Consider the following 23411-nt stretch of genomic DNA (forward strand, 5'->3'; position numbering starts at 1 on the left):
CCATGTCCCGGAATCCCGCTGTTACGTCGCAGATTCTTCCGCCACCTGCTCACGCCGGCGAACTGATGTCCGGCGCGGACATCATCCTGCGGGTGCTCGCCGAACAGGGCGTCGATACGCTGTTTGGATACAGCGGCGGTGCAATCCTGCCCACATACGACGCCGTGTTTCGTTTCAACGAATTGCACAAGGCAAGCCCCAAGCGCCAGATCCGGTTCGTCGTTCCTGCGAACGAGCAGGCTGCAGGCTTCATGGCTGCCGGCTACGCGCGTGCCAGCGGAAAAGTGGGCGTGTTCATGGTGACGTCCGGCCCGGGCGCGACGAATGCGGTCACGCCGATCGCCGACTGCAACGGGGATTCGGTTCCTGTCGTCCTGATCTGCGGACAGGTTCCGCGCGCAATGGTCGGCACCGATGCGTTTCAGGAAGCGCCGGTCTTCAACATCATGTCGGCGTGCGCAAAGCAGGTATTTCTCGTCACCGATCCGGCGAAGCTGGAGCAGACGCTGCGAAGCGCATTCGAAATCGCTCGCACCGGCCGTCCGGGACCGGTGGTCGTCGACGTGCCTAAGGACGTTCAGAACTGGGTGGGACCTTATCTCGGCCACGGTACATTGCAGTTTCGCGGGTACTCGGATCGACTTCGAATGGTGGCAAAAGGCGCCCGTCTGGACGACGACAAGCGTGCGGCATTCTTCGACCTGCTGGCGCAGAGCCGGCGCCCGCTGCTCTATGCGGGCGGCGGCATTGTCGCAGCGGAAGCGGCAGGCGAACTGCTGCGGTTTTCCGAGCGCTACAGGATCCCCGTCGTGACCACGCTGATGGGCATCGGCGCGATACCCGCACGATATGAGCTGGGGCTTGGCATGCTCGGCATGCATGGCACCGCCTGCGCGAACTACGCGGTCGAAGACTGCGATTTCCTGATCGCAGTGGGTGCCCGGTTCGACGATCGGGTCGTGGGCGGCCGCCCTGATCGATTCGCGCCACGCGCACGGCATGTGGCTCACATCGACATCGACGAGGCGGAAATCAACAAGGTCAAGCGGGCGCAGTGGAGTCACATCGGCAATGCGAAGGACGCGTTGCGGTCGTTGATGACGCATGACCGGATCGTGCAAAGCTCCGCGGACTGGCTAGATCGAGTCGCGGAACTCAAGCGCCGCCACGGGATGAATTTCGACCGGAACAAGTCAGCGATTCAGCCACAGTACGTGATCGAGAAACTCAGCGAGATGACGGGCGGGCGCGCGATCGTCACGACTGGAGTAGGCCAGCATCAGATGTGGGCCGCTCAGTATTTCGATTTCGTCGAGCCCCGCAGCTTCCTCACATCGGGCAGCATGGGCACGATGGGCTTCGGGCTACCGGCTGCGATCGGTGCGCAGTTGGCGAGGCCGGATGCGCTGGTAATCGATATCGACGGTGACGGCAGCATCCGGATGAATGTCGGCGAACTCGAAACGGCGAGTACGTATGGTGTGCCCGTGAAGGTGCTGCTTCTCAACAACTGCGGCGACGGGATGATCCGGCAGTGGCAGCGGCTCTTCTTTGATGGACGGATGTTCGTGAGCGACAAGGCGCTTCATCGAAAGGACTTCGTGATGGCGGCTCGGGCCGATGGATTCGAATTCGCTTGCCGCGTCGATACGATCAGTGAATTGGAGGCCAAGCTTAGGGCATTCATTGAGTTTGAGGGGCCAGCCTTCCTCGATGTAAGGATCGACCCGGATGCCGATGTATTTCCAATGGTCGGGCCGGGTCAAAGCTATTCGACGATGGTCACGGGGCCCTTTATCGCGGCCCGAGCGGGCATTGAGCGTGGAGCGCACCACGAAGGCCCCCCGAACAGGACCGATATGTTCTGATGCTGCTGCACTCTGGCGCTGCGGCACATAACGCGTGCACGAACGTGAAGCAGAGCGGTCGGGGCGGAGCATATCGTATGCCAGCCCCCCGCATTGCTTCATATCGCCGACTTCTATCCCGATGCTGGTCGAACATCATGATTGACGAAAATCTGATTCATAAGGCGCTCGCAAACCCCTTGAGGCGCGAAATTCTGGCGTGGCTGAAAACGCCGGATCGAGGATTCGCGAGAGGAGTCGTCGACTTTCGTCATGGCGTGCCGTCGAATGCGATCCATGCACGTAGCGGTCTATCGCAGTCTACGGTATCTGCACATATCGCGACGTTGATTGACGCCGGGCTTCTCGTTTCGAACCGAGTGGGTCAGTGGATTTTTGTGTCTCGTAATGAAGAGGTAATACGCGCGTTCGGCAAGCATGTCTACTTGCATCTTTGACAAGATCGTTGGCGCATCGCGGACAGACGAGTGTCTAACGTCGGCGGCTCTTATACATCTGTTTGCGGACTTTCCAGGCAAGTACACTGAAGATCCGCTTCGGCTCGATCTGCGTCGGTCGCGCGTTGCAGGGCGGCGGCCGGCCGCGTTCGGCCAGCATCGGACCTTCGATATCATGGTCAGGATGGGCGACAATCGCCTGCCACCCAAGAATGTGAACTATGCTTTTTCGCTCGCTATTTCGATCGACCGGCTCGAAACAAGCTGCGCAGCAGCGGACCGATTCTATTCATAGAACCGTCGGTTGCAAGCGGTTTGCCCAACCGGAATTCCAGATTCAGGTCACCAACGGTGCAATCCCCGATCAGGACATCAGTTGGCTGCTACGCTTCCTTGAGCAGCGTGTCGCCGACGGCGAGCGATTCCGCGCGGGCGAGACCCTGCAGATCGGCTGGATGCTAACGATGCTCGATGGAGGGGCGACTGACACACTGCGCATCACCGAACCCGATATGAGGGAGATTCCGATCAGATTCATCGATTCCGTCAACAGCACGCTGATGCACCTGCGCAATCAGAAGGACGTGGTCGGAAGCGTCGCCATGGATCTGCAACCTGACTTTCCTTCGCTACGGCAAAGTGCAGTTGTGCACGCCGAATACAAGAGCGCATGTCGTGTACTGCTGACTCGTGATCTCGCTCATGAAACAGACTCTGGTTGGTCGCTCACAGATTTGAATGATGAACTTGGTTTGCAGAATCCCGGGCAATTCATCAGAATTTCGCTCTATCAATTGGGCGTAGATAGACCCGATTTGATCAAATTCTTTGCCTTGCCGCCGGGGCTGCAAGTTGCCGTCAATGATCCGCAGATTCGTGTGATAGGACCTGAAGGCGAGATGCAACCAATACCCGGCTCATTTCTTGAGGCGTTGAATAGTCGCCACCTACAACGTCACAGTGAGTGACTGCTTCGGGGAAGGTGCGCTGTCCGCTTCGGGTCGATGCCGGACGCCGACTTCGCGCGAAAGCGCATCGCTCGATGCCCGTCATGGACGGGATCACACCGATAAGCGCAAGCGTTGAATGCCGGCCCCGGTCGAAACAGCGGCCGTCTGATCGTGGAGTAGTATTCCCCCATGTCCAGGTTATTGCTCGGACTCTGCGGCGCGCCGTCAACCATCCGTGACGAGGGTGGCAAGCTCATCAAAGGGTTTGGAAACTCCTTCAACGATGCGTGCGGTGGCGTCGGCCGCGACGACGTCATTGATGGGAATGCATCATGTCAATCGAATGGAAGCACCGTGCAAGGCTATTTATCCAGCGTTTCTGGCAGCCGACCAGTGCGTGCATGACCTGCATGCCGGGGAGCTGGGGCAGTATTGCGAGCGTTGCCCACTGGACGATTGCATTGCATACAGGTCTGCTTACCGGGCTTCTGGCCGTACTTTTGACTTTCACGCCTGCGTCAAAACTCTACGCGCATCGATACGGCAATGCGCTGATCGTTGGCTTGCTGACAACGCTAGGCGACGCCTACTCGCACACGAGTCACTACCGTATCCCCTATGTCGAGCACATCGTGACGGGTGCAATTTCATGTCTCTTGACACTGGCGGCCTCATATCTCTTCGAAGACCGCGCGCGACGCCTTCGGGCGGTATGGGCTCGAGTTTTCGGATAGCGTATCCGGTGTCTTCCTGAGCCCTCCCGGCCGAGCGGCAAAAGGCTCCCCGGCGAGGCGACGCTTCATGATCGGGAGACTACTGCGTAAGGACAACGGGAGTTCGCGGCTGTGACATGCCCCAGCGTCAGCGTGCGGCCAGCTCGAGCCGGTCAGGCGAAATTGGCGGGCGTCGGCTTCGCGTCCCAGGTGCGATGGTCGCGGGCCGCGCCGCGAACGTCGGTGTGCCGGTGACGCAACGCCATTTGTACCGCCCGGCAATCAACGGTATTCGCCAAGACAACGACCGTTCCGCAGTGCCTGACTCGATGCGGGACGTAACGTGATCTGCATCAAAGCTCGCATGCGATGTGCCACGTTTAATGTGCGGAGCGGAATCGCTCGTTTTTGAGGCTGCCGTGCGCCGTGACCGACGCTGGCGTCTGCCCGCGCAGCGGCGCGCCGCCGCCTCGGCTTGGGCCGGGAAGCAATCGGGAGACTGGACATGCTGCGCGATGTGCTGGTGCACGTAGACGGGAGCGAGTCGGGGCGGCGCAGGGTGCAATTCGCCGTCGACTTGGCAATGAGCGTCGGTGCGCGACTGAGCGGAATACACGTGACCCCGCCGGCGGAGGTCCCGCCTCTGTACAAACCGACCCGCGTGGCGGAAGTCACTGCATATCTCTCCGCGAAGCTGGCACAGGACAGCACCGCGGCAACGGTGGCCTTCAGGGAAGAAGCCGTGGCGCGCCTTGCTGATGCATGCTGGTTCGAAGCGAAAGGCGACGTAGCCAAAGGCATCAGCGACCGAGCCCGCTACGCGGACCTCGTCATCATTGGCCAGGACGAATGGCAAGGCTCGCCCGAAACGCATCCCTTGCCGATCGCCCACTCGGTTGCCGTCCGATGCGGTCGCCCGGTCCTGGTTGTGCCTGCCGCGGCACCACCATCACTGGTCAGGGCCGCCGTTGCCTGGGATGGCAGCCGTGAATCCGTGAGGGCCGTCCACGATGCCTTGCCGCTGCTGCGGCTGTCGCGGTTGGTCCGGATCATCGCGTTCGTTTCTCCGACGGCGGAGGGCAGCGAGGACGACGCGGAAAGTCTCCTGGACCACCTGACCCGACATGCCGTCGCTGTCGATTCAGCCGTACTCCGGATCCGTTCCACGGAAGAGCATGGTTCACTGCGTAAACACATTGAGAACGGGCCATACGACTGGCTGGTGATGGGCGCTTACTCGCATCCCATGTGGATGGAGTTCATCCTCGGTGGCGTCACTCAGTCCATTCTCCTGTCGGCGAAGATACCCGTGCTGGTTTCCCATTGACGAGGTGAGTGGATGGACGCCAAAGGATTGCAGCGCACGCACGTTTTTCGGGGCCTTTGGGGGCGTCTGAAGGAGCACCCGCTATCCCGGGTCGGGCCGGGGCTGATCACCGGCGTCGCCGACGATGACCCCAGCGGGATCGCCACCTATTCCCAGGCGGGTGCCCAATTCGGGCTGAACATGCTTTGGACGATGCCGCTGGCGTACCCGTTGATGGCGGCGGTTCAATCGATGTGCGCGAACCTTGGCAGGGTCACTGGAAAAGGGCTCGCGGCCAACATCAAGACCGCATTCCCGCCGAGCGTGCTGAGGAGCGTCGTGTTGCTGCTGCTCGTTGCCAACACGCTCAACATTGCTGCCGACGTTGCTGCCATGGGCGAGGTTGCGGAGCTCGTCTCCGGTGTCGATCGTCACCTCATGACGGCGTTCTTCGTGTTCGGGACGCTTCTGCTGCAGATGTTCGTTCCCTACCATCGCTACGTCTTCTTCCTGAAGTGGCTCACCGTCTCCCTGCTCGCTTACGCGGCGGTTCTCTTTACGGTTCATGTTCCGTGGGGGCAGGTTGCACTGCGCACGGTCTGGCCCAGGTTCACACCCAATGCCAGCGCCGCCGCCGTGGTGGTCGGTGTCTTTGGCACGACCATCAGCCCATACCTGTTTTTCTGGCAGGCCTCCGAAGAAGTCGAGGACATGCAGGCGAACCGCGGCAGTGCGCCGCTGGTAAGCGACGCGCGTGTCGCCGACGCGGAACTTCGACGTATCCGGTGGGATACGTGGAGCGGCATGCTGTACTCCGACGTCGCCGCCTACTTCATCATTCTTGCGACCGCCGTCACCCTCCATGTGGCTGGCGTCACCGACATCAACACGGCGGCGCAGGCAGCTAGCGCACTGCGGCCGCTCGCCGGCGACTTTGCGTACACGCTTTTCGCGCTCGGTATTCTCGGCGTGGGGCTGATCGGTGTGCCGGTGCTGGCGGGTTCCGGCGCGTACGCCCTGTCCGAGGTGATGGGCTGGAAGGAGGGGCTCGAACGCAAGGTGGGCGATGCGCGCGGGTTCTACGGGATCATCGCCGTCAGCGTGCTTGCCGGACTCGGAATCCAGTATTCGCCAATCAGTCCGATGAAGGCCTTATTCTGGAGCGCGGTGATCAACGGAGTGGTCGCCGTACCGCTGTTGGTCGTCATCATCATCCTTGTCTCGAAGAAATCGGTCATGGGCGCTTTCACGGCGAGTCGGCCGCTGATTGTCCTTGGCTGGATTGCGACCGCGATCATGGGGGCGGCGGCCGTGGCAATGTTCATCCCTGGCTGACCATGCGGTGAACGTTCGGTTCACGTTGCGACCATCGGCTTTCGCCAGCACGCGAGCCGGATCGGCAAGGAGCGGCACGATGCGACGCGACGGCCGTCGGACGGACGGCGCGTCACGGCGCGTCACGTGCGCCCGCACGATGCCTTACGGCTTGGCCCCCATCACGAACTCGAACGTCGCCACGCCGTCGACGCCACCGGTCACGCGGTCGCCCGGCTGCAGCGCGCCGACACCGGCCGGCGTGCCGGTGAAGATCAGGTCGCCGGCCTTCAGCTCGACCGAGCGCGACACGTACGCGATCACGTCCGGCACGGCCCAGATCATGTCCGCGAGATCGCCTTGCTGGCGCGTTTCGCCGTTGACCGCGAGCCAGATCCGGCCGCTTGCCGGGTGGCCGGTCGCGGTCGCCGCGCGCAGCGCGGTCACGGGACCCGACGCATCGAAGCCCTTCGCCCAGTCCCACGGCCGGCTCAGCTTCTTCGCCTCGGCCTGCAGGTCGCGGCGCGTGAGGTCGACGCCGACGCCGTAACCCCATACGTGCGACAGCGCGTCGGCCGGGTCGATCGACCGGCCGTCCTTGCCGATCGCGACGACCAGCTCGATTTCGTGATGGAGGTCGCCGGTCAGCGGCGGATACGGGACGGTGCCGGCGGCCGGGACGATCGCGTCGGCCGGCTTCGTGAAGAAGAACGGCGGTTCGCGGTCGGGGTCGGCGCCCATTTCGCGCGCGTGGTCGGCGTAGTTGCGGCCGACGCAGAAGACGCGGCGCACCGGAAAGCGCGCGGACGACTGTTCGACTTCGACGGAAGGACGCTCGGAAGCGTCGATGACGTATGCGGACATCGGATGGCCTCGTTCGATGAAAAGACGGATGCCGTCGCCCGCGCAATGCACCACGGGCCGGCATGCATGGAACGATACCCGACGCATGCGCGCCCGGATGCGACGCAACTGCGTTTTAACCGGACAAATCTACGCGTCGCCGCCCGCCGGCGCGTCGTCGCCGGCCGGCAGCGCGGCGTTCGCGTCCCGGTACGCCTTCGGCGACACGCCGACCCGCGCGCGGAAGCGCCGCGCGAAATACCCTTCGTCGCGAAAGCCGACGGAGCGCGCGATGTCGGCGATGCGCCGGCTCGTATGGGCGAGCAGCGATTGCGCGAGCGCGATCCGGCGCTCGGTCACGAGATCGGTGAAGGTGCTGCCGGTTTCCTTGCGCACCAGGTGTGCGAGGTAGTTCGGCGACAGGAAGGCGGCCTCGGCGGTGGCCGCGAGCGTCAGGTCCTCGCGGGTCAGGTTCGCGCGCACGTGGCGCATCACGCGCGCGAGCGCGTCGCGCCGGCCCGCGCGCTGGGCGCCGCGCTGCGCGAGCTTGTCGAGCGCGCCCGCGTATTGCGTGCAGACGAGCCCGATCAGCTGCAGCAGATAGCCGCGCAGCAACGTGCTCGAGCCGAAGGTGCGCACGCGGTCGGCATCGAGCATGCATAGCGCGAGGCGGCGCGCCTCGTCGAAGGCGTCGCCGGTCAGGATGAAGTCGAGATGTTCCTGGAAGCGGAACGGCGTCAGCTCGGGAAAGCGGTGCGCGGGGACATCCTCGAGATCGAGCGGATCGACGTCGAGATCGGCGCGCAGGAACGCCTGGCTGAAGTTGATCACGATGAAGTGCGCGCCTTCCGGATGCGGAATCAGGTGCTCGCGGTGCGGCAGCACGAACGCGAGCGCGCCGCGCGGAAACGGTCGCGTGACGCCGCCGATCCGCTGTTCGGTGTCGCCGCCGAGATTGAACTGGATCTGGAAATACGCGTGCCGGTGCGGCTCGGTGATCGCCTGGCGCGACGCCTGGTCGCGGATGTAGAAATCGAGCCGGTCGCTGCGTTCGGGCATCCCGTACAGGCGCGGCGGGGCGGTGGATGGCATGAAGGATTCTGCTGTTCGTGACGCGGTTGAGCCGCGATGGTACAGCGAACCGGGCGCGGCCGGAATCCGTGGGCGCGAGCCGCGCAGGCCGGCCGGGCGGTGTGCGCCCGCCCGGCGACAGGGCAATCAGGCGGCCGGATGAAAGCCCAGGTAGCGGCAGCGCGTGCCGGCCTCGTCGGTCGCGAGCCGGCTGGATGCGCCGACCGATCGGAGCGTGTCGGCGGTCGCGGTGCGATTCGTGAGCAGCGTCCATGCCGTCGGGGCGGCCTCGGCGGCGGCCGTCGCGCGCGCATCGTCGAGCGTGCTCAGCGCGGCCAGCAGGCTGTCGGCGGGCGGCGCATGAATCGCGAAGCCTTCGTTCGCGACGGCTGCCGTATCGATGCCGAGCGCCGCGCACAGTCGCGCGCGCAACGGCGTCTCTGCCTCGCTCGCGGCCCGCGCGCGCGCGATGTTTTCGCGCGTGTGCGCATCGACGATCGTGCCGCCGCGGGTGAGCGGTGCCTGCTGCCATGCGTCGGGCGGGCACTGCTTGCCGTCCGGCATCAGCGGTACGAACGGATTGACCTCGGCCGGGTAGATCCGGCACACCAGCGGCCGTTCGTCGTAGATCCCGCAGCGCAGGTCGTCGAGTAGATTCGGGCACGGCCCGGCATGCGACGCGGTGAGCAGGGTGGTGACGCGTACCGGCAGCGAGCCGCTGAGCGCGGGCGACGAACGTGCCCGCTTGTAGGCGGCGAACGCGTCGTCGGGGGCCGGTTCGACGGGCCATGGCATGGCGTCGCACAACAGCTCCACGTGGCCACCGCGCCGCAGCCATGCGGTGGCCTCGGCGACGGTCAGCGGAATGCGCAGGTCGTGGCAGCAACGGCCGCAGCCGGTGCATGAAAAGTCGATGTCGTTCTGAGTCATTCGGATAGGGAGTGGGATGCGACCGGCTTCGTCAGCCGGCGATCAGCGGCGCGACGCGCCGGCGCAGTTCGGGCACGATCTCGGCGTCGAACCACGGATGGTGCTTGAACCACGCCTGGTTGCGCGGCGACGGATGCGGCAGCGGCAACACGTCGCGGCCATAGTCGCGCCATGCCTGCACGGTGTCGGTCAGCGTCGCCTTGCGCGTGTCGCGCAGGAAATGCCGCTGCGCGTACTGGCCGACCAGCAGCGTCAGCCGGATCGACGGCAATTCGGCGAGCAGCCGGTCGATCCACAGCGGTGCGCATTCGGGGCGCGGCGGGTTGTCGCCGCTCGCGCCGCGGCCCGGGTAGCAGAAGCCCATCGGCACGATCGCGAAGCGTGTCTCGTCGTAGAACGTGTCGGCGTCGACGCCGAGCCAGTCACGCAGCCGCTTGCCGCTCGCATCGTCCCACGGGATGCCGCTCGCATGGACGCGGGCGCCGGGCGCCTGCCCGACGATCAGGATGCAAGCGTCGCGATGCGCGCGCACGACGGGGCGCGGGCCGAGCGGCAGGTCGGCTTCGCAGGCGCGGCACGCGCGGATTTCGGTGAGCAGCACGTCGAGCGGCGTGCGCATTCGTTTCGGCATCGATTATGAACGGGGACGGATCGGCGGCACGAACGCAGGTGCGTCCATGCCGCGCGGCGCGCCGGCGCGGACCGGCGCATCGCGTCAGGCGTTCCGCGGGGCACGGCATGGCGTTGCGCGGCGGCCCCGGCACCCCGTGCCGGGATCACCCGCCCGCCGCATCGCCTTCGGCAACCGCAGCATCATACAACGCCGTCTGCGCGATCGCCGCGGCGATTGCCGCGTCGTCCTGCGTGCCGTCGAGCATGCCCCAGCGCCGGTATTGCAACAGGAACCAGCGGCCTTCCTGCGGATCCGGCCGGTTCACGGCGCCGCCGTCGTGGAAACGGATCGGCAGCGGCGGCTGCGCGAATGGCCCCGCGCCGTAGTCGCCGAGCAGGCGCGGCGCGATCAGCCGGGCCGGCACGCCGAGCGCGTCGGGTGACGCGAGCCAGTCGGCCGCGTCGCGACGGTGCGCGGCATCGTCGAGCCACGCGCACGCATCGACGAGCGTGCGGATCAGTGCGCGCGCGGTGGCGGGATACAGCGCGACGAAATCGCGCCGGGTCGCGAGCACCTTCTCCGGATGATCGGGCCAGACCTCGCTGGTGACGGCGACGGTCCGGCCCGCGCCGCAGGCTTCGGCCACCGCGTGCCACGGCTCACCCGCGCAGAAGCCGTCGAGCTCGCCGCTCGCGAGCGCCGCGACCATCTCGGGCGGCGGAATCACGACGCTGCGCACGTCGCGCAGCGGATCGACGCCGTGTGACGCGAGCCAGTGGTTCAGCCACATCGCATGCGTGCCGGTCGGGAAGGTCTGCGCGAGCAGCGGCTTGCGGCCGAGTGTCGCGAGCGCCGCGCGGACGTCGCCGCTTGCGCGGTACGCGTCGGCGAGGCCGCGGGCGAACGTGATCGCCTGTCCGTTGCGGTTCAGCACCATCAGCGCGGCCATGTCGGTCTGCGGGCCGCCGATGCCGACCTGCAGCCCGCACACGAGCCCGTACAGCGCGTGCGCGGCGTCGAGTTCGCCGGTCAGCAGCTTGTCGCGCACGGCGGCCCAGGATGGCTGGCGGCACAACTCCAGCGTCAGGCCGTGGCGTGCGCCGAGATTCAGGTGCTGCGCGACGATCAGCGGGGCGGCGTCGCTGAGCGCGACGAACCCGAGGCGAAGATGCGCGCGTTCCGGCGCGGGGGGAGGCGAAGGTTTCATGGCATTCATGACGGGTGGGTCGCATCGAGCAGTTGCCGCGCGATGTCGACGATGCGCTGGCCCTGATCCATCGCGCGCTTGCGCAGCAACGCATACGCATCGTGCTCGGACAGCCTGCGCTGATCCATCAGCAGGCGCTTCGCGCGATCGATCAGCTTGCGTTCGGCGAGCTCGCGCTCGACATCGGCGAGCCGGCGGCGCAATGCATCGTCGTGCGAGAAGCGCGCGAGCGCGACTTCGAGGATCGGCGCGAGGCGCTCGGCCGACAGGCCTTCGACGAGATACGCGCTGACGCCGGCGCCGACCGCCGCGTGAATCAGCGCCTGGTCGGCATCGTGGCTGAACATCAGCACGGGGCGCGGCGCGGTCGCGTGCATCACGGCCAGTTGCTCGAGCGTGTCGCGCGACGGCGAATCGGTATCGATGATCACGACGTCGGGGCGCTGCTCCTCGACGGCGGCGGGCAGGCGCGCGGGCGTCGCGACGTCGTTGAGCATCTCGTAGCCGAGGCGCGCGAGCGCGTCGCCGAGTTCGCCGATCGGCTTGTCGGTGTCGGTGACGAGCAGCACGCGCAGGCGCAAGGGTGGAGCAGGCGTACTCATGAGGCAAACGGCGGCGGCAAAATCGCGGCGCGACGATACGCGGATCGGACGCAGTGGCCCCGTGCGGACATCGTGTCGGCACCGCGTGCGGCGCTCTGGCGGCCGGTGCGAGGCGCGCCGCTGCTTTCATGATAGGTGGGCGGCCGGTGCCGCGTGGTGTCACGCATGCTACGCGGCCCGGGACAAGGTCGTTTCGATCGCGGCACCTGCGTGTGGCACATCGTGCACGGCCGCTTCCCCGATCGCGCCGCCGACGAGGATCACGGCCGGGCTGCCGAGCCGCGCTGCCTCGATACCGCGCGCGAGATTGCCGAGCGTGCCGGTCCAGCGGCGTTCGTCGGGCGTGCCGGCCCATTGCACGGCCGCCGCCGGCGTCGATGCGGGCAATGCGGCGAGCAGGCCCGCCGCGATGCTGTCGACGCGGCTCATGCCCATGTAGATCGCGAGCGTGGTGCCGGTTGCCGCAAGTGCCGCCCAGTCGGGCTCGCCGTGGTCCTGGCGGTGTGCGGTAACGAACGTGACGCCCTGGCAGTGCTCGCGGTGCGTGAGCGAGATGCCGAGGCTCGCGGCCGCCGCGAATCCCGACGAGATGCCGTTGACGATGTCGACCGGAATCCCGGCGGCGCGCAGCGTCGCGAGCTCTTCGCCGGCGCGGCCGAACAGCAGCGCGTCGCCGCCCTTGACGCGCACGACGTGCGCGCCGCGCAGCGCATGGCGGCGCATCAGTTTCTCGATGAATGCCTGCGGCGTGGAGCGGCAGCCGCCGCGCTTGCCGACGCGGATCACGCGCGCGTGCGGCGCGAGTTCGACGATGCCGGGCGCGACGAGATCGTCGAGCAGCAGCACGTCGGCGGCCGCCAGCGCCTTCACGGCCTTCAGCGTAAGGAGATCGGGATCGCCGGGGCCGGCGCCCAGCAGCGTGACTTTACCAGTCGTCATGTCGTATTCCAGTGCCGCGTGCGTGCGGCGATCGATAACGCGTTGTTGCTTGCGGCGGCGGCGGGCGGTCGAAGCGACCACGGCATCCGGCCGTGCCGAACACGGGGGACGTCGTTGTCCTGGTCTGCTGCGCCCGCCTGCGACGGCGGGCCTGACTTGCGGGGACTGCCCACCGGCGCCGTTGCCGGTGTAGACAGGATTCAGCAATATCCGGGCCAACCTGAGCGAGCCTGGCGGCGAGCGGGGCGATATGCACGGCGATATGCGCTGCATGGCGCGCCACGATGGATGCCGACCCGCATACGGCCGGGGGACAGCGGCGCACGCGATGCCGTATCGGCGTGCATCGCGCCCCGTCAGCGCGCACCGCGATGTCGCACGGCGACAGTGCTGCAGCGCACCACATCTGTGCCTGGTTGCATCCCGACGCGTCGTGCACGGCGCACCGCAGCGATGCGTGCGACGGCCGGCGAGCCTTGTGCGGCGGGGCCGCGAGCGCGATTCGGGCCGACATGGCACGGCGTTTGCGTAAGCCGATTCGGGCGAATCAACGACGATTCGTCCGCAGTACCGATTACTGACGCGCCCGGCAACGGGCTTCATGGGCAACGGCGTCCTACATATCGGGTCTCGACGAGACCGGGTGTGCAGGACGCCGTTTTTCGTTTGGCGGATGACATGACCGACAAAGCTACCCGTATCGATCTCTTCAGCTTCCGCACCGCGCCGATGCGCGCGTTCCACATGACGTGGATGGCGTTTTTCGTGTGCTTCTTCGCGTGGTTCGCATGCGCGCCGCTGATGCCGCTGATCGCGCGCGAATTCCACCTCACAGCTGCACAGGTGGCGAACATCAACATTGCCGCGGTGGCCGCGACGATCGCCGTGCGGCTGCTGGTCGGCCCGATGTGCGACCGCTTCGGCCCGCGCCGCGTGTATGCCGGGCTGCTCTTGCTCGGCGCGATCCCCGTGTTCGCGGTGTCGTTCACGCACGACTACCTGTCGTTCCTGATCTGCCGGCTCGGCATCGGCGCGATCGGCGCGGGCTTCGTGATCACGCAGTACCACACGTCGGTGATGTTCGCGCCGAACGTGGTCGGTACCGCGAACGCGACGACGGCCGGCTGGGGCAACGCGGGCGCGGGTGCGACGCAGGCGATGATGCCGCTCCTGGTCGCCGCCGGCCTGATGCTCGGCTTCGGCGACGACGCATCGTGGCGCATCGCGCTCGTCGTGCCGGGCGTCGCGATGCTCGCGATGGCCTGGGCGTACTGGCGCTTCACGCAGGACTGCCCGCAAGGCGACTTCGTCGCGCTGCGCAAGCAGGGCGTGACGGTCGACAGCGGCAAGAAGGGCGGCTGGGCGAGCTTCTTCGCCGCGTGCGGCAACTATCGCGTGTGGATGCTGTTCGTCACGTACGGCGCGTGCTTCGGCGTCGAGGTGTTCATCCACAACATTGCCGCGCTGTACTACGTCGATCACTTCCAGTTGTCGCTGAAGGATGCCGGTTTCGCGGTGGGCCTGTTCGGGCTGCTCGCGCTGTTTGCCCGCGCGCTCGGCGGCTGGCTGTCGGACAAGATCGCCGCGCGCCGCAGCCTCGACGTGCGCGCGACGCTGCTGTGCGCGCTGATCGTCGGCGAAGGGCTCGGGCTGATCTGGTTCTCGCATGCGCAAGGCATCGGCATGGCGCTCGTCGCGATGTTGACCTTCGGCCTCTTCACGCACATGGCCTGCGGCGCGACCTATGCGCTCGTGCCGTTCATCGACCGCAAGGCGCTCGGCGGCGTCGCGGGAATCGTCGGCGCGGGCGGCAACGTCGGCGCGGTGGCCGCGGCCTTCCTGCTGAAGGGCGTCGGCGACGTGCAGCACACGCTGAGCCTGCTCGGGCTCGCCGTCACCGCGACCGCATTGTGCGCGATGGCCGTGCGCTTCAGCGAAGAACACAAGGCACGCGAGGCCGAGCTGCGCGACCGCGCGCTGGCCGCCGCGAACGCCATGAACTGATCGACCGAAGGAAACGTCATCATGAAACTCATCGTCATCGGCCACGGGATGGTCGGCCACAAGCTCCTCGAATGCGTCGCCGCGCAAGCCGGCGCGGCGGGCGCGCTGCAGGTCACGGTGCTCGGCGAGGAACCGCGCCCGGCGTACGACCGCGTGCACCTGTCGGAATTCTTCGCGGGCAAGTCGGCGGACGATCTGTCGCTCGTCGAACCCGGCTTCTTCGAGCGTCATCCGCAGTTCGACCTGCGCCTGAACGCCCAGGTCGCGTCGATCGACCGCGCCGCGCACACGGTCACGCTCGCGTCCGGCGAAACGCTCGCGTACGACAAGCTCGTGCTCGCGACGGGCTCGCGTCCGTTCGTGCCGCCAGTGCCGGGCCGCGATCGCGCGGGCTGCTTCGTGTACCGGACGATCGAGGATCTCGAAGCGATGCAGGCGTGCGGCACGCACGCGAAGCGCGGTGTCGTGATCGGCGGCGGGCTGCTCGGCCTCGAATGCGCGAAGGCGCTGCGCGACATGGGGCTCGACACGCACGTCGTCGAATTCGCGCCGCGGCTGATGGCGGTGCAGGTCGACGACGGCGGCGGCCGGATGCTGCGCGCGAAGATCGAGGCGCTCGGCGTGACCGTGCATACGGGCAAGAACACGCTCGAGATCGTCGACGGCGAGGAAGGCACGCACCGGATGGCGTTCGCCGACGGCTCGCATCTCGACACCGACATGATCGTGTTTTCGGCCGGTATCCGCGCACGCGACGAGCTGGCGCGTGCGTGCGGCCTCGACATCGGCCCGCGCGGCGGTGTCGCGATCGACGACGCGTGCCGCACGAGCGATTCGGACATCTACGCGATCGGCGAATGCGCGGCCTGGAACGGGATGGTGTACGGCCTCGTCGCGCCGGGCTACGACATGGCGCGCGTGGTCGCGAAGCAGCTCGGCGGCGGTATCACCGATGCGGCCGACGCCGCGTTCGCCGGTGCCGACATGAGCACCAAGCTGAAGCTGATGGGCGTGGACGTCGCGAGCATCGGCGACGCGCATGGCGCGACGGCCGGCAGCCGCACCTACCAGTACGCTGACGAGCGCCGCCAGGTCTACAAGAAGCTGGTGGTGTCGGACTGCGGCAAGTTCCTGCACGGCGCGGTGATGGTCGGCGACGCGGCCGAATACGGCACGCTGCTGCAGATGATGCTCAACCGCATCGAGCTGCCCGAGTCGCCGGAATTCCTGATCCTGCCGTCGTCGGACGGTGTGGAGAAGCCCGCGATCGGCGTCGACGCGCTGCCGGAAGGCGCGCAGATCTGCTCGTGCAACAACGTGTCGAAGTCGCAGATCTGCGCGGCGGTGGCCGACGGCGCGACGAGCCTCGGCGCACTGAAGTCGTGCACGGGCGCGGGCACGTCGTGCGGCGGCTGCGTGCCGCTCGTCACGCAGATCATGAAGGCCGAGATGAAGAAGCAGGGTCTCGCGGTCAACAACCATCTGTGCGAACACTTCCCGCATTCGCGCCAGGAGCTGTTCCACCTGATCCGCGTCGAGCGCATCACGACCTTCGACGAACTGCTCGCGAAGCATGGCCACGGCCTCGGCTGCGACGTGTGCAAGCCGGCGGTGGCGGGCATTCTCGCGTCGTGCTTCAACGAATTCGTGCTGAAGAAGGAGCATGCGGGGCTGCAGGATTCGAACGACTACTACCTCGCGAACATCCAGCGCGACGGCACGTATTCGGTCGTGCCGCGCATGCCGGGCGGCGAAGTCACGCCGGAAGGGCTGATCGCGGTGGGCCAGGTTGCACAGAAGTACGGGCTCTACACGAAGATCACCGGTGGCCAGCGTGTCGACCTGTTCGGCGCACGCGTCGAGCAGCTGCCGTCGATCTGGGAGGAGCTGATCGCGGCCGGTTTCGAATCGGGCCACGCATACGGCAAGGCCCTGCGCACCGTGAAGTCGTGTGTCGGGTCGACGTGGTGCCGCTACGGCGTCGACGATTCGGTCGGCCTCGCGATCGATCTGGAGAACCGCTACAAGGGGCTGCGCGCACCGCACAAGATCAAGTTCGGCGTGTCCGGCTGCACGCGCGAGTGTGCGGAGGCGCAGGGCAAGGACGTCGGCATCATCGCGACCGAGAAGGGCTGGAACCTGTACGTGTGCGGCAACGGCGGGATGAAGCCGCGCCACGCGGAACTGCTCGCGTCCGATCTCGACCGTGCCACGCTGGTCCGCTATATCGACCGCTTCCTGATGTTCTACGTGCGCACGGCCGACCGGCTGCAGCGCACGAGCGTGTGGCGCGACAACCTCGAAGGCGGGCTCGACTACCTGATCGACGTCGTCGTGCACGACCGGCTCGGGATCGGTGCCGAACTCGAAGCCGACATGCAGCACGTGGTGGACACCTACGAGTGCGAATGGAAGAAGGCCGTCACCGATCCCGACACGCGCAAGCGCTTCCGCCACTTCGTGAACAGCGACGCGCCGGACACGACCATCGAATTCGTCGAGACGCGCGGCCAGATCCGGCCCGCGACGCCCGGCGAACGGACGGGCGGCAAGCCCGTGTCGATTCCCGTGGTGGCCGTTGGCGCGACGCAAGCCGCCACCGAACCTGCAACCGTTTGACCGTGACCGACACCAGCGTCTTTTCCAAGGAGCCCATCATGAACGATCGTCTTCCGCTGTCCTGGACCCGCGTGTGCCCGCTCGACGACATCGTGCCGAACACCGGCGTGTGTGCACTCGTCAACGGCGCGCAGGTCGCGGTCTTTCACGTCGCGCATGCCGAAGAAGGCGGCGTGTTCGCGATCGACAACGTCGATCCCGTGTCGCAGGCGGCCGTGATGTCGCGCGGGCTGATCGGCAGCCTCGGCGAGCGTGTCGTCGTCGCGTCGCCGCTGTACAAGCAGCATTTCGACCTGCGCACGGGCGAATGCCTCGAGGCGCCCGAGCAGTCGGTGAGCGCGTATCCGTCGCGGGTCGAGGACGGTTTCGTGTGGATCGCAGCCTGATCGCCCCGGAGCGCGCATGACCGCCACCCCCGTCAAGAGCGTGTGCCCGTACTGCGGCGTCGGCTGCGGGATGGTGCTGCACGTCGAGGAAGGCGAAGTCGTCAAGGTATCCGGCGACGCCGACCATCCGACCAACTTCGGGCGGCTGTGCACGAAGGGCTCGTCGGCGCACGTCGCGTTGCGCCGTTCCGGGCGGCTCGACCGCGCGTTCGTGCGGCGCGCGCGCGAGGACGACCTCGTGCCGCTGCCGGCACGCGACGCGATCGCCGAGACCGCGCGGCGGCTGCGCGCGGTGCTCGACACGCACGGGCCCGACGCGCTGTCGTTCTACGTGTCGGGGCAGATGTCGATCGAGGCGCAATACCTCGTCAACAAGCTCGCGAAGGGCTTCGTCGGCACCAACAACATCGAGTCGAACTCGCGCCTCTGCATGGCGAGCGCGAGCACCGGCTACAAGCAGTCGCTCGGCGCGGACGGCCCGCCCGGGTCGTACCAGGATTTCGATCGCGCGAACCTGTTCTTCGTGATCGGCGCGAACATGGCCGACTGCCATCCGATCCTGTTCCTGCGGATGATGGATCGCGTGAAGGCCGGCGCGAAGCTGATCGTCGTCGATCCGCGCCGCACCGGCACGGCCGACAAGGCCGACCTGTTCCTGCAGATCCGGCCGGGCACCGATCTCGCGCTGACCAACGGGCTGCTGCACCTGCTGCATGCGAACGGCCGCATCGACGCCGCGTTCATCGATGCGTACACCGAAGGCTGGGACGCGATGCCCGCGTTCCTCGCGGACTACACGCCCGAGCGCGTCGCGGAAATCACCGGTCTCGCGGAAGCCGACCTCCGCACGGCCGCGCAATGGATCGGCGACGCGCAGGAATGGATGAGCTGCTGGACGATGGGGCTTAACCAGAGCACGCACGGCGTGTGGAACACCAACGCGATCTGCAACCTGCATCTCGCGACGGGCAAGATCTGCCGCACCGGCAGCGGGCCGTTCTCGCTGACCGGCCAGCCGAACGCGATGGGCGGGCGCGAGATGGGCTACATGGGCCCCGGGCTGCCGGGCCAGCGCTCGGTGACGTCCGACGATGATCGCCGGTTCGTCGAGAACCTGTGGCGCGTGCCGGCCGGCACGCTGCGCAAGGAGACGGGGCAGGGCACGGTCGACCTGTTCTCGCGGATGGCGGCAGGCGACATCAAGGCATGCTGGATCATCTGCACGAACCCGGTCGCCACGGTACCGAACCGGCAGAACGTGATCGCCGGGCTGCAGGCCGCCGAGCTCGTGATCGCGCAGGATGCTTTCCTCGACACCGAAACCAACCGCTATGCGGACATCTTGCTGCCCGGCGCACTGTGGGCCGAGGGCGACGGCGTGATGATCAACTCCGAGCGCAACATGACGCTGATGCGCGCGGCGGTCGCGCCGCCCGGCGACGCGCTGCCGGACTGGCGCATCGTCGCGGAAGTCGCGCGCGCGATGGGCTTCGGCGATGCGTTCGACTATGCGTCGGCGGCCGACGTGTTCGACGAGATCGTGCGCTTCTCGAATCCGGCGACCGGCTACGACCTGCGCGGCGCGAGCCATGCGGCGCTGCGCGAGGGCCCGGTGCAATGGCCGGTCGCGCCGGGCACCGCGCGCGAGCGGCACCCGATCCGCTACCTGAACGACGGCGTGAGCCAGACGCCGCGTCCGGCGGCCGACGGGCACGACGCGCCGCGCCTCGCGTTCCCGACGCCATCGGGCAAGGCGCGCTTCTTCGCGCGGGCGCATGTCGATCCGGCCGAGCTGCCCGACGACACGTTCCCGATCGTCCTGAACACCGGGCGGCTGCAGCATCAATGGCACACGATGACGAAGACGGGCAAGGTCGCGATGCTGAACAAGCTGAACCCGCGCCCGTTCGTCGAACTGCACCCGGACGATGCGAGCGCGCTCGGCGTTGCCACGAAGGACAGCGTCGAGATTCGCTCGGCGCGCGGCCGCGCGGTGCTTCCCGCCGTCGTGACCGAGCGCGTGCGGCGCGGCAACTGCTTCGCGCCGATGCACTGGAACGACGTGTACGGCGACGACCTGTGCATCAACGCGGTGACGAACGACGCGATCGATCCCGAATCGCAGCAACCCGAACTGAAATACTGCGCGGTCGCGTTGCGGCGCGTCGAGACCGATGCGTTCGCGGCCGCCGACGAAGAGACGGCGCAACCCGACGCAGGCGCCGACGACGCGCGGCCCGCCCCGGCGCTGGTGCAGGCTACTGCTTCACAGGAATCCGACATGGCAGACATCGATACTTTCGCGGCCGCGCTCGGCGTGGCCGACCTCGCTCCGCCGCCATTGACGGACACCGAACGGCTGTACGTGGCCGGCCTTGTCAGCGGGCTGAAGGCGAGCGCCGGCCGGCGCGAGGGCAGCGTGCCCGTGCTGCCGGCCAGCGCGCCGCTCACGCCGCCGGTGCGGTTCTGGCTCGACGGGATGCTGGCGGGGCTGTTCAGCCGCTCGCTGCCGGCGAGCTCGCCGGGTGCCGCGGCGCCCGCGCTGCCGGGCGATGCCAGCGCGACCGGCGGTGTGCGGATCGTGCGCACGCGGCCGAAGGTCGTGCTGCTGTGGGCATCGCAGACCGGCAACATCGAATCGTTGACCGAGGATTACGCGACGCAGCTGATGAACGCGGGCTTCGAGATCCGCACCGCGTGCATGTCCGACTATCCGGTGGCGTCGCTCGCCGGTGCGCAATACGTGCTGCTGATGACGAGCACGTTCGGCGACGGCGACGCGCCCGACAACGGCAGCGAGTTCTGGGAAGCGCTGCAGGCCGGCAGCGCCGCGCGCCTCGACGGCGTGCACTTCGCGGTGCTCGCGTTCGGCGATCGCAACTACGACCAGTTCTGCGGCCATGGCCGCCGGCTCGACGCGCGGCTCGCGGAACTCGGCGCGGCGCGTCTTTGCGCGCGCGTCGATTGCGACGTCGAGTTCCAGCGCGACGCCGACCAGTGGCTCGAACGCGTCGTCGCGCGGATCAAGGAAGCCGATGCCGCGCTGCATGCGGTGCCGTCCGCTGGAATGAGCCCGTCGGGGCTGCTGCCGTCGAAGGCGCATCCGGCGCCGTCGAAGCTCGTCGCGAACCTGCGGCTCAACCGGCCGGGCGCGGCGAAGGACACGCGCTACGTGTCGCTGTCGACCGAAGGCGCGAACCTCGAATACGAAACCGGCGACGCGCTCGGCGTGTGGCCGACCAACTGCCCGGAGCTGGTCGACGAACTGCTGTCCGTCACCGCGCTGAAGGCTGACGCTCCCGTGTCGGTGGCGGGTGTCGGCGACGTGCGCCTCGGCGATGCGCTGGCGCGCCACTTCGACATCACGCGCCCGCATCCCGACACGCTCGCGTTCATCGCGTCGCGCAGCGCGAACGGCGCACTGAAGGCGCTGCTCGGCGACGATCGCAAGGCCGACCTGAAGCAATGGTTGTGGGGGCAACAGCTCGCGGACGTGCTGCACGAGTTCCCGGTCGATCTGTCGGGCACGGAGCTGGTCGGGATGCTCAAGCGCATGCAGCCGCGCCTCTACTCGATCGCGTCGAGCCCGAGCGCGCACCAGGGCGAAATCCACCTGACCGTGTCGGCCGTGCGCTATCACAACGGGCGGCGTGCGCGCAAAGGCGTTGCGTCGACGTTCCTCGCCGATCGCGCGGACGACGGCCGTGTGCCCGTGTTCGTGCAGAAGTCCGCACACTTCCGGCCGCCGGTGAACGGCGACGTGCCGATCGTGATGGTCGGCCCCGGCACCGGCGTCGCGCCGTTCCGCGGCTTCCTGCACGAGCGGCAAGCACGTGGCGCACGCGGCCGAAACTGGCTGTTCTTCGGCGAGCAGCACGCGCAGACCGACTTCTACTACGGCGACGAACTGGGCGCGATGCACGACAGCGGCTTCCTGACGCGGCTCGACCTCGCGTTCTCGCGCGACCAAGCCGACAAGATCTACGTGCAGGACCGGATGCGCGAGCAGGGCGCCGAGCTGTTCGCGTGGCTGGAGGAAGGCGCGCACTTCTACGTGTGCGGCGATGCGGCGCGGATGGCGAAGGACGTCGATGCCGCGCTGAAGGCGGTGGTCGCCGAGCACGGCGGGATGTCGGACGAAGCCGCGAACGACTACGTCGCGCGGCTTTCGAAGGCGCGCCGCTACATGCGGGACGTGTACTGAACGCTGGCGACGCGGGCCTGGAGGGTTACGGCTGTTCGTCCGGTTGCGGTCGCGGTTGGTCGAACCACTGCCGGCTCGAGCGCGACAGCAACAGCAAGGTCGCCAGCGTGAAAAGGCAGTAGACCGTGCTCAGGAAATCGGCCGGCCGGTGCGCGGCGGTGAAGGCCATCAACGCGAGTGTGGCGATGACCAGCCCGATCATCGTGATGCGCGCCCAGTTCTTCCGGCGCGCGATCTGCACGACGAGCAGCGCGAGGGCGACGGCGATCGCGACGAAGGTCGCCGCGAGCATCCGGACCATCCCGGCGCGAAACGAGCCGCTCGGGAAGCGGTCGAGCAGCGCCGGAACGACCGCCGACTCGAAAACGGCGACCCGGTACGCGAAGATGCACCACGCGCCCGTCAGCAGCGTGACTGCCACCCGCACGGTTTCCGGCGTATCGCCGCCGAAAATCGGCATATTCTTCAGCGAAGTCATTTTCATTTCGATGGGTTCCTTCGCGGCGGCGGGCATGCCGTTTGCGTTCGGCCGGCGGCGTTGCGGCCGCAGGCGGGAATCGATCGTCGCAGCGTAGCACAGGCGCAGGCGCCGGCCGGTTCGTTACGCGGCCGGTGCGCATCGTTCCTTCACGATCGACCGGAGCAAGCATGAAGAAGGGATTTGTCAGCGCGGCGAACCGGGCCGCGACCGTTTGCATGGCGGGCATCCTGGCGGCCGCCGCGGCATGGAGCCTGCCCGCCGCGGCACAGGGCTCGACGGCGCCCACGGGCACGGCCGCCGCGACGCCCGACAATGCGGTGCTGCTGACCGTGTTCCTCAAGCACGACCAGTCGCGCCCGCTCGCCGAGCTGAATGTGCAACTCGCGAAGCAGGGGTTCTACAAGGCGTTTCCGCCGCCGGGCGTGGAGGTGGTGAGCTGGACCGTGACGATGGGGATCGGGCAGATCGTCGTGCTGCGGCTGCCGGCGTCGCGGCTGCGGGAGGTCAATCGCGTGCTCGAGGATACGGCGTGGGGCGCGTACCGGACGGAGTTCTATCCGACTTACGACTACAAGGCGATCGGGTTGGGGGAGCATGAGCGGGCGGAGTGAGGTCGGCGCTGGTGGGTTCGGTTTCGTCAGCGCGCAAACAGACTGGGAGTGGGGCGAAGGGAAGTCAATCGACTGCAACACTATTTGAATGTTTGCAGATGATCGAAATGCAGCGTTTTAACCATCGGATTCAGATTTTTTGGGAAAGAGTGCGGGAAGTAATGCGGGAAAATTTCGGTCGGTTCAGGTTAAATGATAGGGAATTAATCGAAGATTGAAATTGCAATAGGAATCGTCCTAAAAGACGATTTATTCACATATTTACGACGCTTGGCAATCGTTGACGGTCTTCCTATGGTTTCCTGGCGATTGC

The 23411-nt window shown here is 67.0% G+C and carries 19 protein-coding genes; 11 read left to right on the forward strand and 8 right to left on the reverse strand.

Annotation, left to right across the window (positions count from 1 at the left end):
* The first annotated feature begins 2 nt into the window (after positions 1 to 2).
* The 6 genes from ilvB to ACT2FV_RS03685 all read left to right on the forward strand — a co-directional run bounded on the left by ilvB (position 3) and on the right by ACT2FV_RS03685 (position 6609).
* Positions 3 to 1868, forward strand: coding sequence for a biosynthetic-type acetolactate synthase large subunit (ilvB, locus tag ACT2FV_RS03660; RefSeq protein ID WP_444503224.1), 1866 nt, complete (start codon positions 3 to 5; stop codon positions 1866 to 1868).
* A gap of 137 nt (positions 1869 to 2005) precedes the next feature.
* Complete coding sequence (locus ACT2FV_RS03665; RefSeq protein WP_082728813.1) at positions 2006 to 2305, forward strand: ArsR/SmtB family transcription factor; 300 nt, start codon at positions 2006 to 2008, stop codon at positions 2303 to 2305.
* 221 nt (positions 2306 to 2526) lie between these two features.
* Positions 2527 to 3273: an immunity protein Imm33 domain-containing protein gene (locus ACT2FV_RS03670; RefSeq protein WP_444503225.1), complete on the forward strand. Its 747-nt coding sequence runs from the start codon at positions 2527 to 2529 to the stop codon at positions 3271 to 3273.
* 314 nt (positions 3274 to 3587) lie between these two features.
* A complete protein-coding gene (locus ACT2FV_RS03675; RefSeq protein ID WP_444503226.1) occupies positions 3588 to 3989 on the forward strand; it encodes a hypothetical protein in 402 nt (133 codons plus the stop codon).
* Positions 3990 to 4473: 484 nt separating this feature from the next.
* A complete protein-coding gene (locus ACT2FV_RS03680) occupies positions 4474 to 5295 on the forward strand; it encodes a universal stress protein (protein WP_444503227.1) in 822 nt (273 codons plus the stop codon).
* A gap of 12 nt (positions 5296 to 5307) precedes the next feature.
* The gene (locus ACT2FV_RS03685; protein WP_444503228.1) at positions 5308 to 6609 is read left to right on the forward strand and encodes an NRAMP family divalent metal transporter; all 1302 of its coding nucleotides are present in this window, start codon (positions 5308 to 5310) and stop codon (positions 6607 to 6609) included.
* A 144-nt stretch (positions 6610 to 6753) separates the two neighbouring features.
* Here the strand turns inward: ACT2FV_RS03685 and ACT2FV_RS03690 are convergent, their stop codons facing one another.
* The 7 genes from ACT2FV_RS03690 to cobA all read right to left on the reverse strand — a co-directional run bounded on the left by ACT2FV_RS03690 (position 6754) and on the right by cobA (position 12793).
* Positions 6754 to 7452, reverse strand: coding sequence for a fumarylacetoacetate hydrolase family protein (locus tag ACT2FV_RS03690; protein WP_124903870.1), 699 nt, complete (start codon positions 7450 to 7452; stop codon positions 6754 to 6756).
* A 129-nt stretch (positions 7453 to 7581) separates the two neighbouring features.
* Positions 7582 to 8523, reverse strand: a complete 942-nt coding sequence (locus ACT2FV_RS03695) for a helix-turn-helix transcriptional regulator (RefSeq protein ID WP_059679368.1) — start codon at positions 8521 to 8523, stop codon at positions 7582 to 7584.
* Positions 8524 to 8649: 126 nt separating this feature from the next.
* On the reverse strand, positions 8650 to 9432 hold the full coding sequence (locus ACT2FV_RS03700; RefSeq protein WP_444503229.1) for a YkgJ family cysteine cluster protein: 783 nt from the start codon (positions 9430 to 9432) through the stop codon (positions 8650 to 8652).
* Positions 9433 to 9463: 31 nt separating this feature from the next.
* Positions 9464 to 10063 carry a uracil-DNA glycosylase family protein gene (locus tag ACT2FV_RS03705; RefSeq protein WP_151047310.1) on the reverse strand — a complete coding sequence of 200 codons (600 nt, stop codon included), beginning with the start codon at positions 10061 to 10063 and terminating at the stop codon, positions 9464 to 9466.
* Between the two features lie 145 nt (positions 10064 to 10208).
* On the reverse strand, positions 10209 to 11252 hold the full coding sequence (locus ACT2FV_RS03710; protein WP_151047306.1) for a CmpA/NrtA family ABC transporter substrate-binding protein: 1044 nt from the start codon (positions 11250 to 11252) through the stop codon (positions 10209 to 10211).
* 5 nt (positions 11253 to 11257) lie between these two features.
* On the reverse strand, positions 11258 to 11854 hold the full coding sequence (locus ACT2FV_RS03715; protein ID WP_059600584.1) for an ANTAR domain-containing response regulator: 597 nt from the start codon (positions 11852 to 11854) through the stop codon (positions 11258 to 11260).
* 168 nt (positions 11855 to 12022) lie between these two features.
* The gene (cobA, locus tag ACT2FV_RS03720) at positions 12023 to 12793 is read right to left on the reverse strand and encodes a uroporphyrinogen-III C-methyltransferase (protein WP_124903878.1); all 771 of its coding nucleotides are present in this window, start codon (positions 12791 to 12793) and stop codon (positions 12023 to 12025) included.
* Between the two features lie 678 nt (positions 12794 to 13471).
* On the opposite strand from cobA, the gene ACT2FV_RS03725 reads away from it, so the two are divergent.
* Genes ACT2FV_RS03725 through ACT2FV_RS03740 form a run of 4 tightly spaced genes read left to right on the forward strand, consistent with a single transcriptional unit; the run spans position 13472 to position 22006 of the window.
* Positions 13472 to 14797, forward strand: a complete 1326-nt coding sequence (locus ACT2FV_RS03725) for an MFS transporter (protein WP_059600583.1) — start codon at positions 13472 to 13474, stop codon at positions 14795 to 14797.
* A 21-nt stretch (positions 14798 to 14818) separates the two neighbouring features.
* Complete coding sequence (gene nirB, locus ACT2FV_RS03730; RefSeq protein WP_444503230.1) at positions 14819 to 17416, forward strand: nitrite reductase large subunit NirB; 2598 nt, start codon at positions 14819 to 14821, stop codon at positions 17414 to 17416.
* Between the two features lie 38 nt (positions 17417 to 17454).
* The gene (gene nirD, locus ACT2FV_RS03735; protein WP_124622908.1) at positions 17455 to 17802 is read left to right on the forward strand and encodes a nitrite reductase small subunit NirD; all 348 of its coding nucleotides are present in this window, start codon (positions 17455 to 17457) and stop codon (positions 17800 to 17802) included.
* 16 nt (positions 17803 to 17818) lie between these two features.
* Positions 17819 to 22006, forward strand: a complete 4188-nt coding sequence (locus ACT2FV_RS03740; protein ID WP_444503231.1) for a molybdopterin-dependent oxidoreductase — start codon at positions 17819 to 17821, stop codon at positions 22004 to 22006.
* 25 nt (positions 22007 to 22031) lie between these two features.
* Here the strand turns inward: ACT2FV_RS03740 and ACT2FV_RS03745 are convergent, their stop codons facing one another.
* Complete coding sequence (locus ACT2FV_RS03745; protein ID WP_444503232.1) at positions 22032 to 22490, reverse strand: hypothetical protein; 459 nt, start codon at positions 22488 to 22490, stop codon at positions 22032 to 22034.
* Positions 22491 to 22654: 164 nt separating this feature from the next.
* Here ACT2FV_RS03745 and ACT2FV_RS03750 point away from each other — a divergent pair, with 164 nt between their 5' ends.
* Positions 22655 to 23098: a hypothetical protein gene (locus tag ACT2FV_RS03750; RefSeq protein WP_444503233.1), complete on the forward strand. Its 444-nt coding sequence runs from the start codon at positions 22655 to 22657 to the stop codon at positions 23096 to 23098.
* Positions 23099 to 23411 lie beyond the last annotated feature (313 nt).

The sequence above is a fragment of the Burkholderia sp. PR2 genome (assembly GCF_052372875.1).
Taxonomy (GTDB): Bacteria; Pseudomonadota; Gammaproteobacteria; order Burkholderiales; family Burkholderiaceae; genus Burkholderia; species Burkholderia diffusa.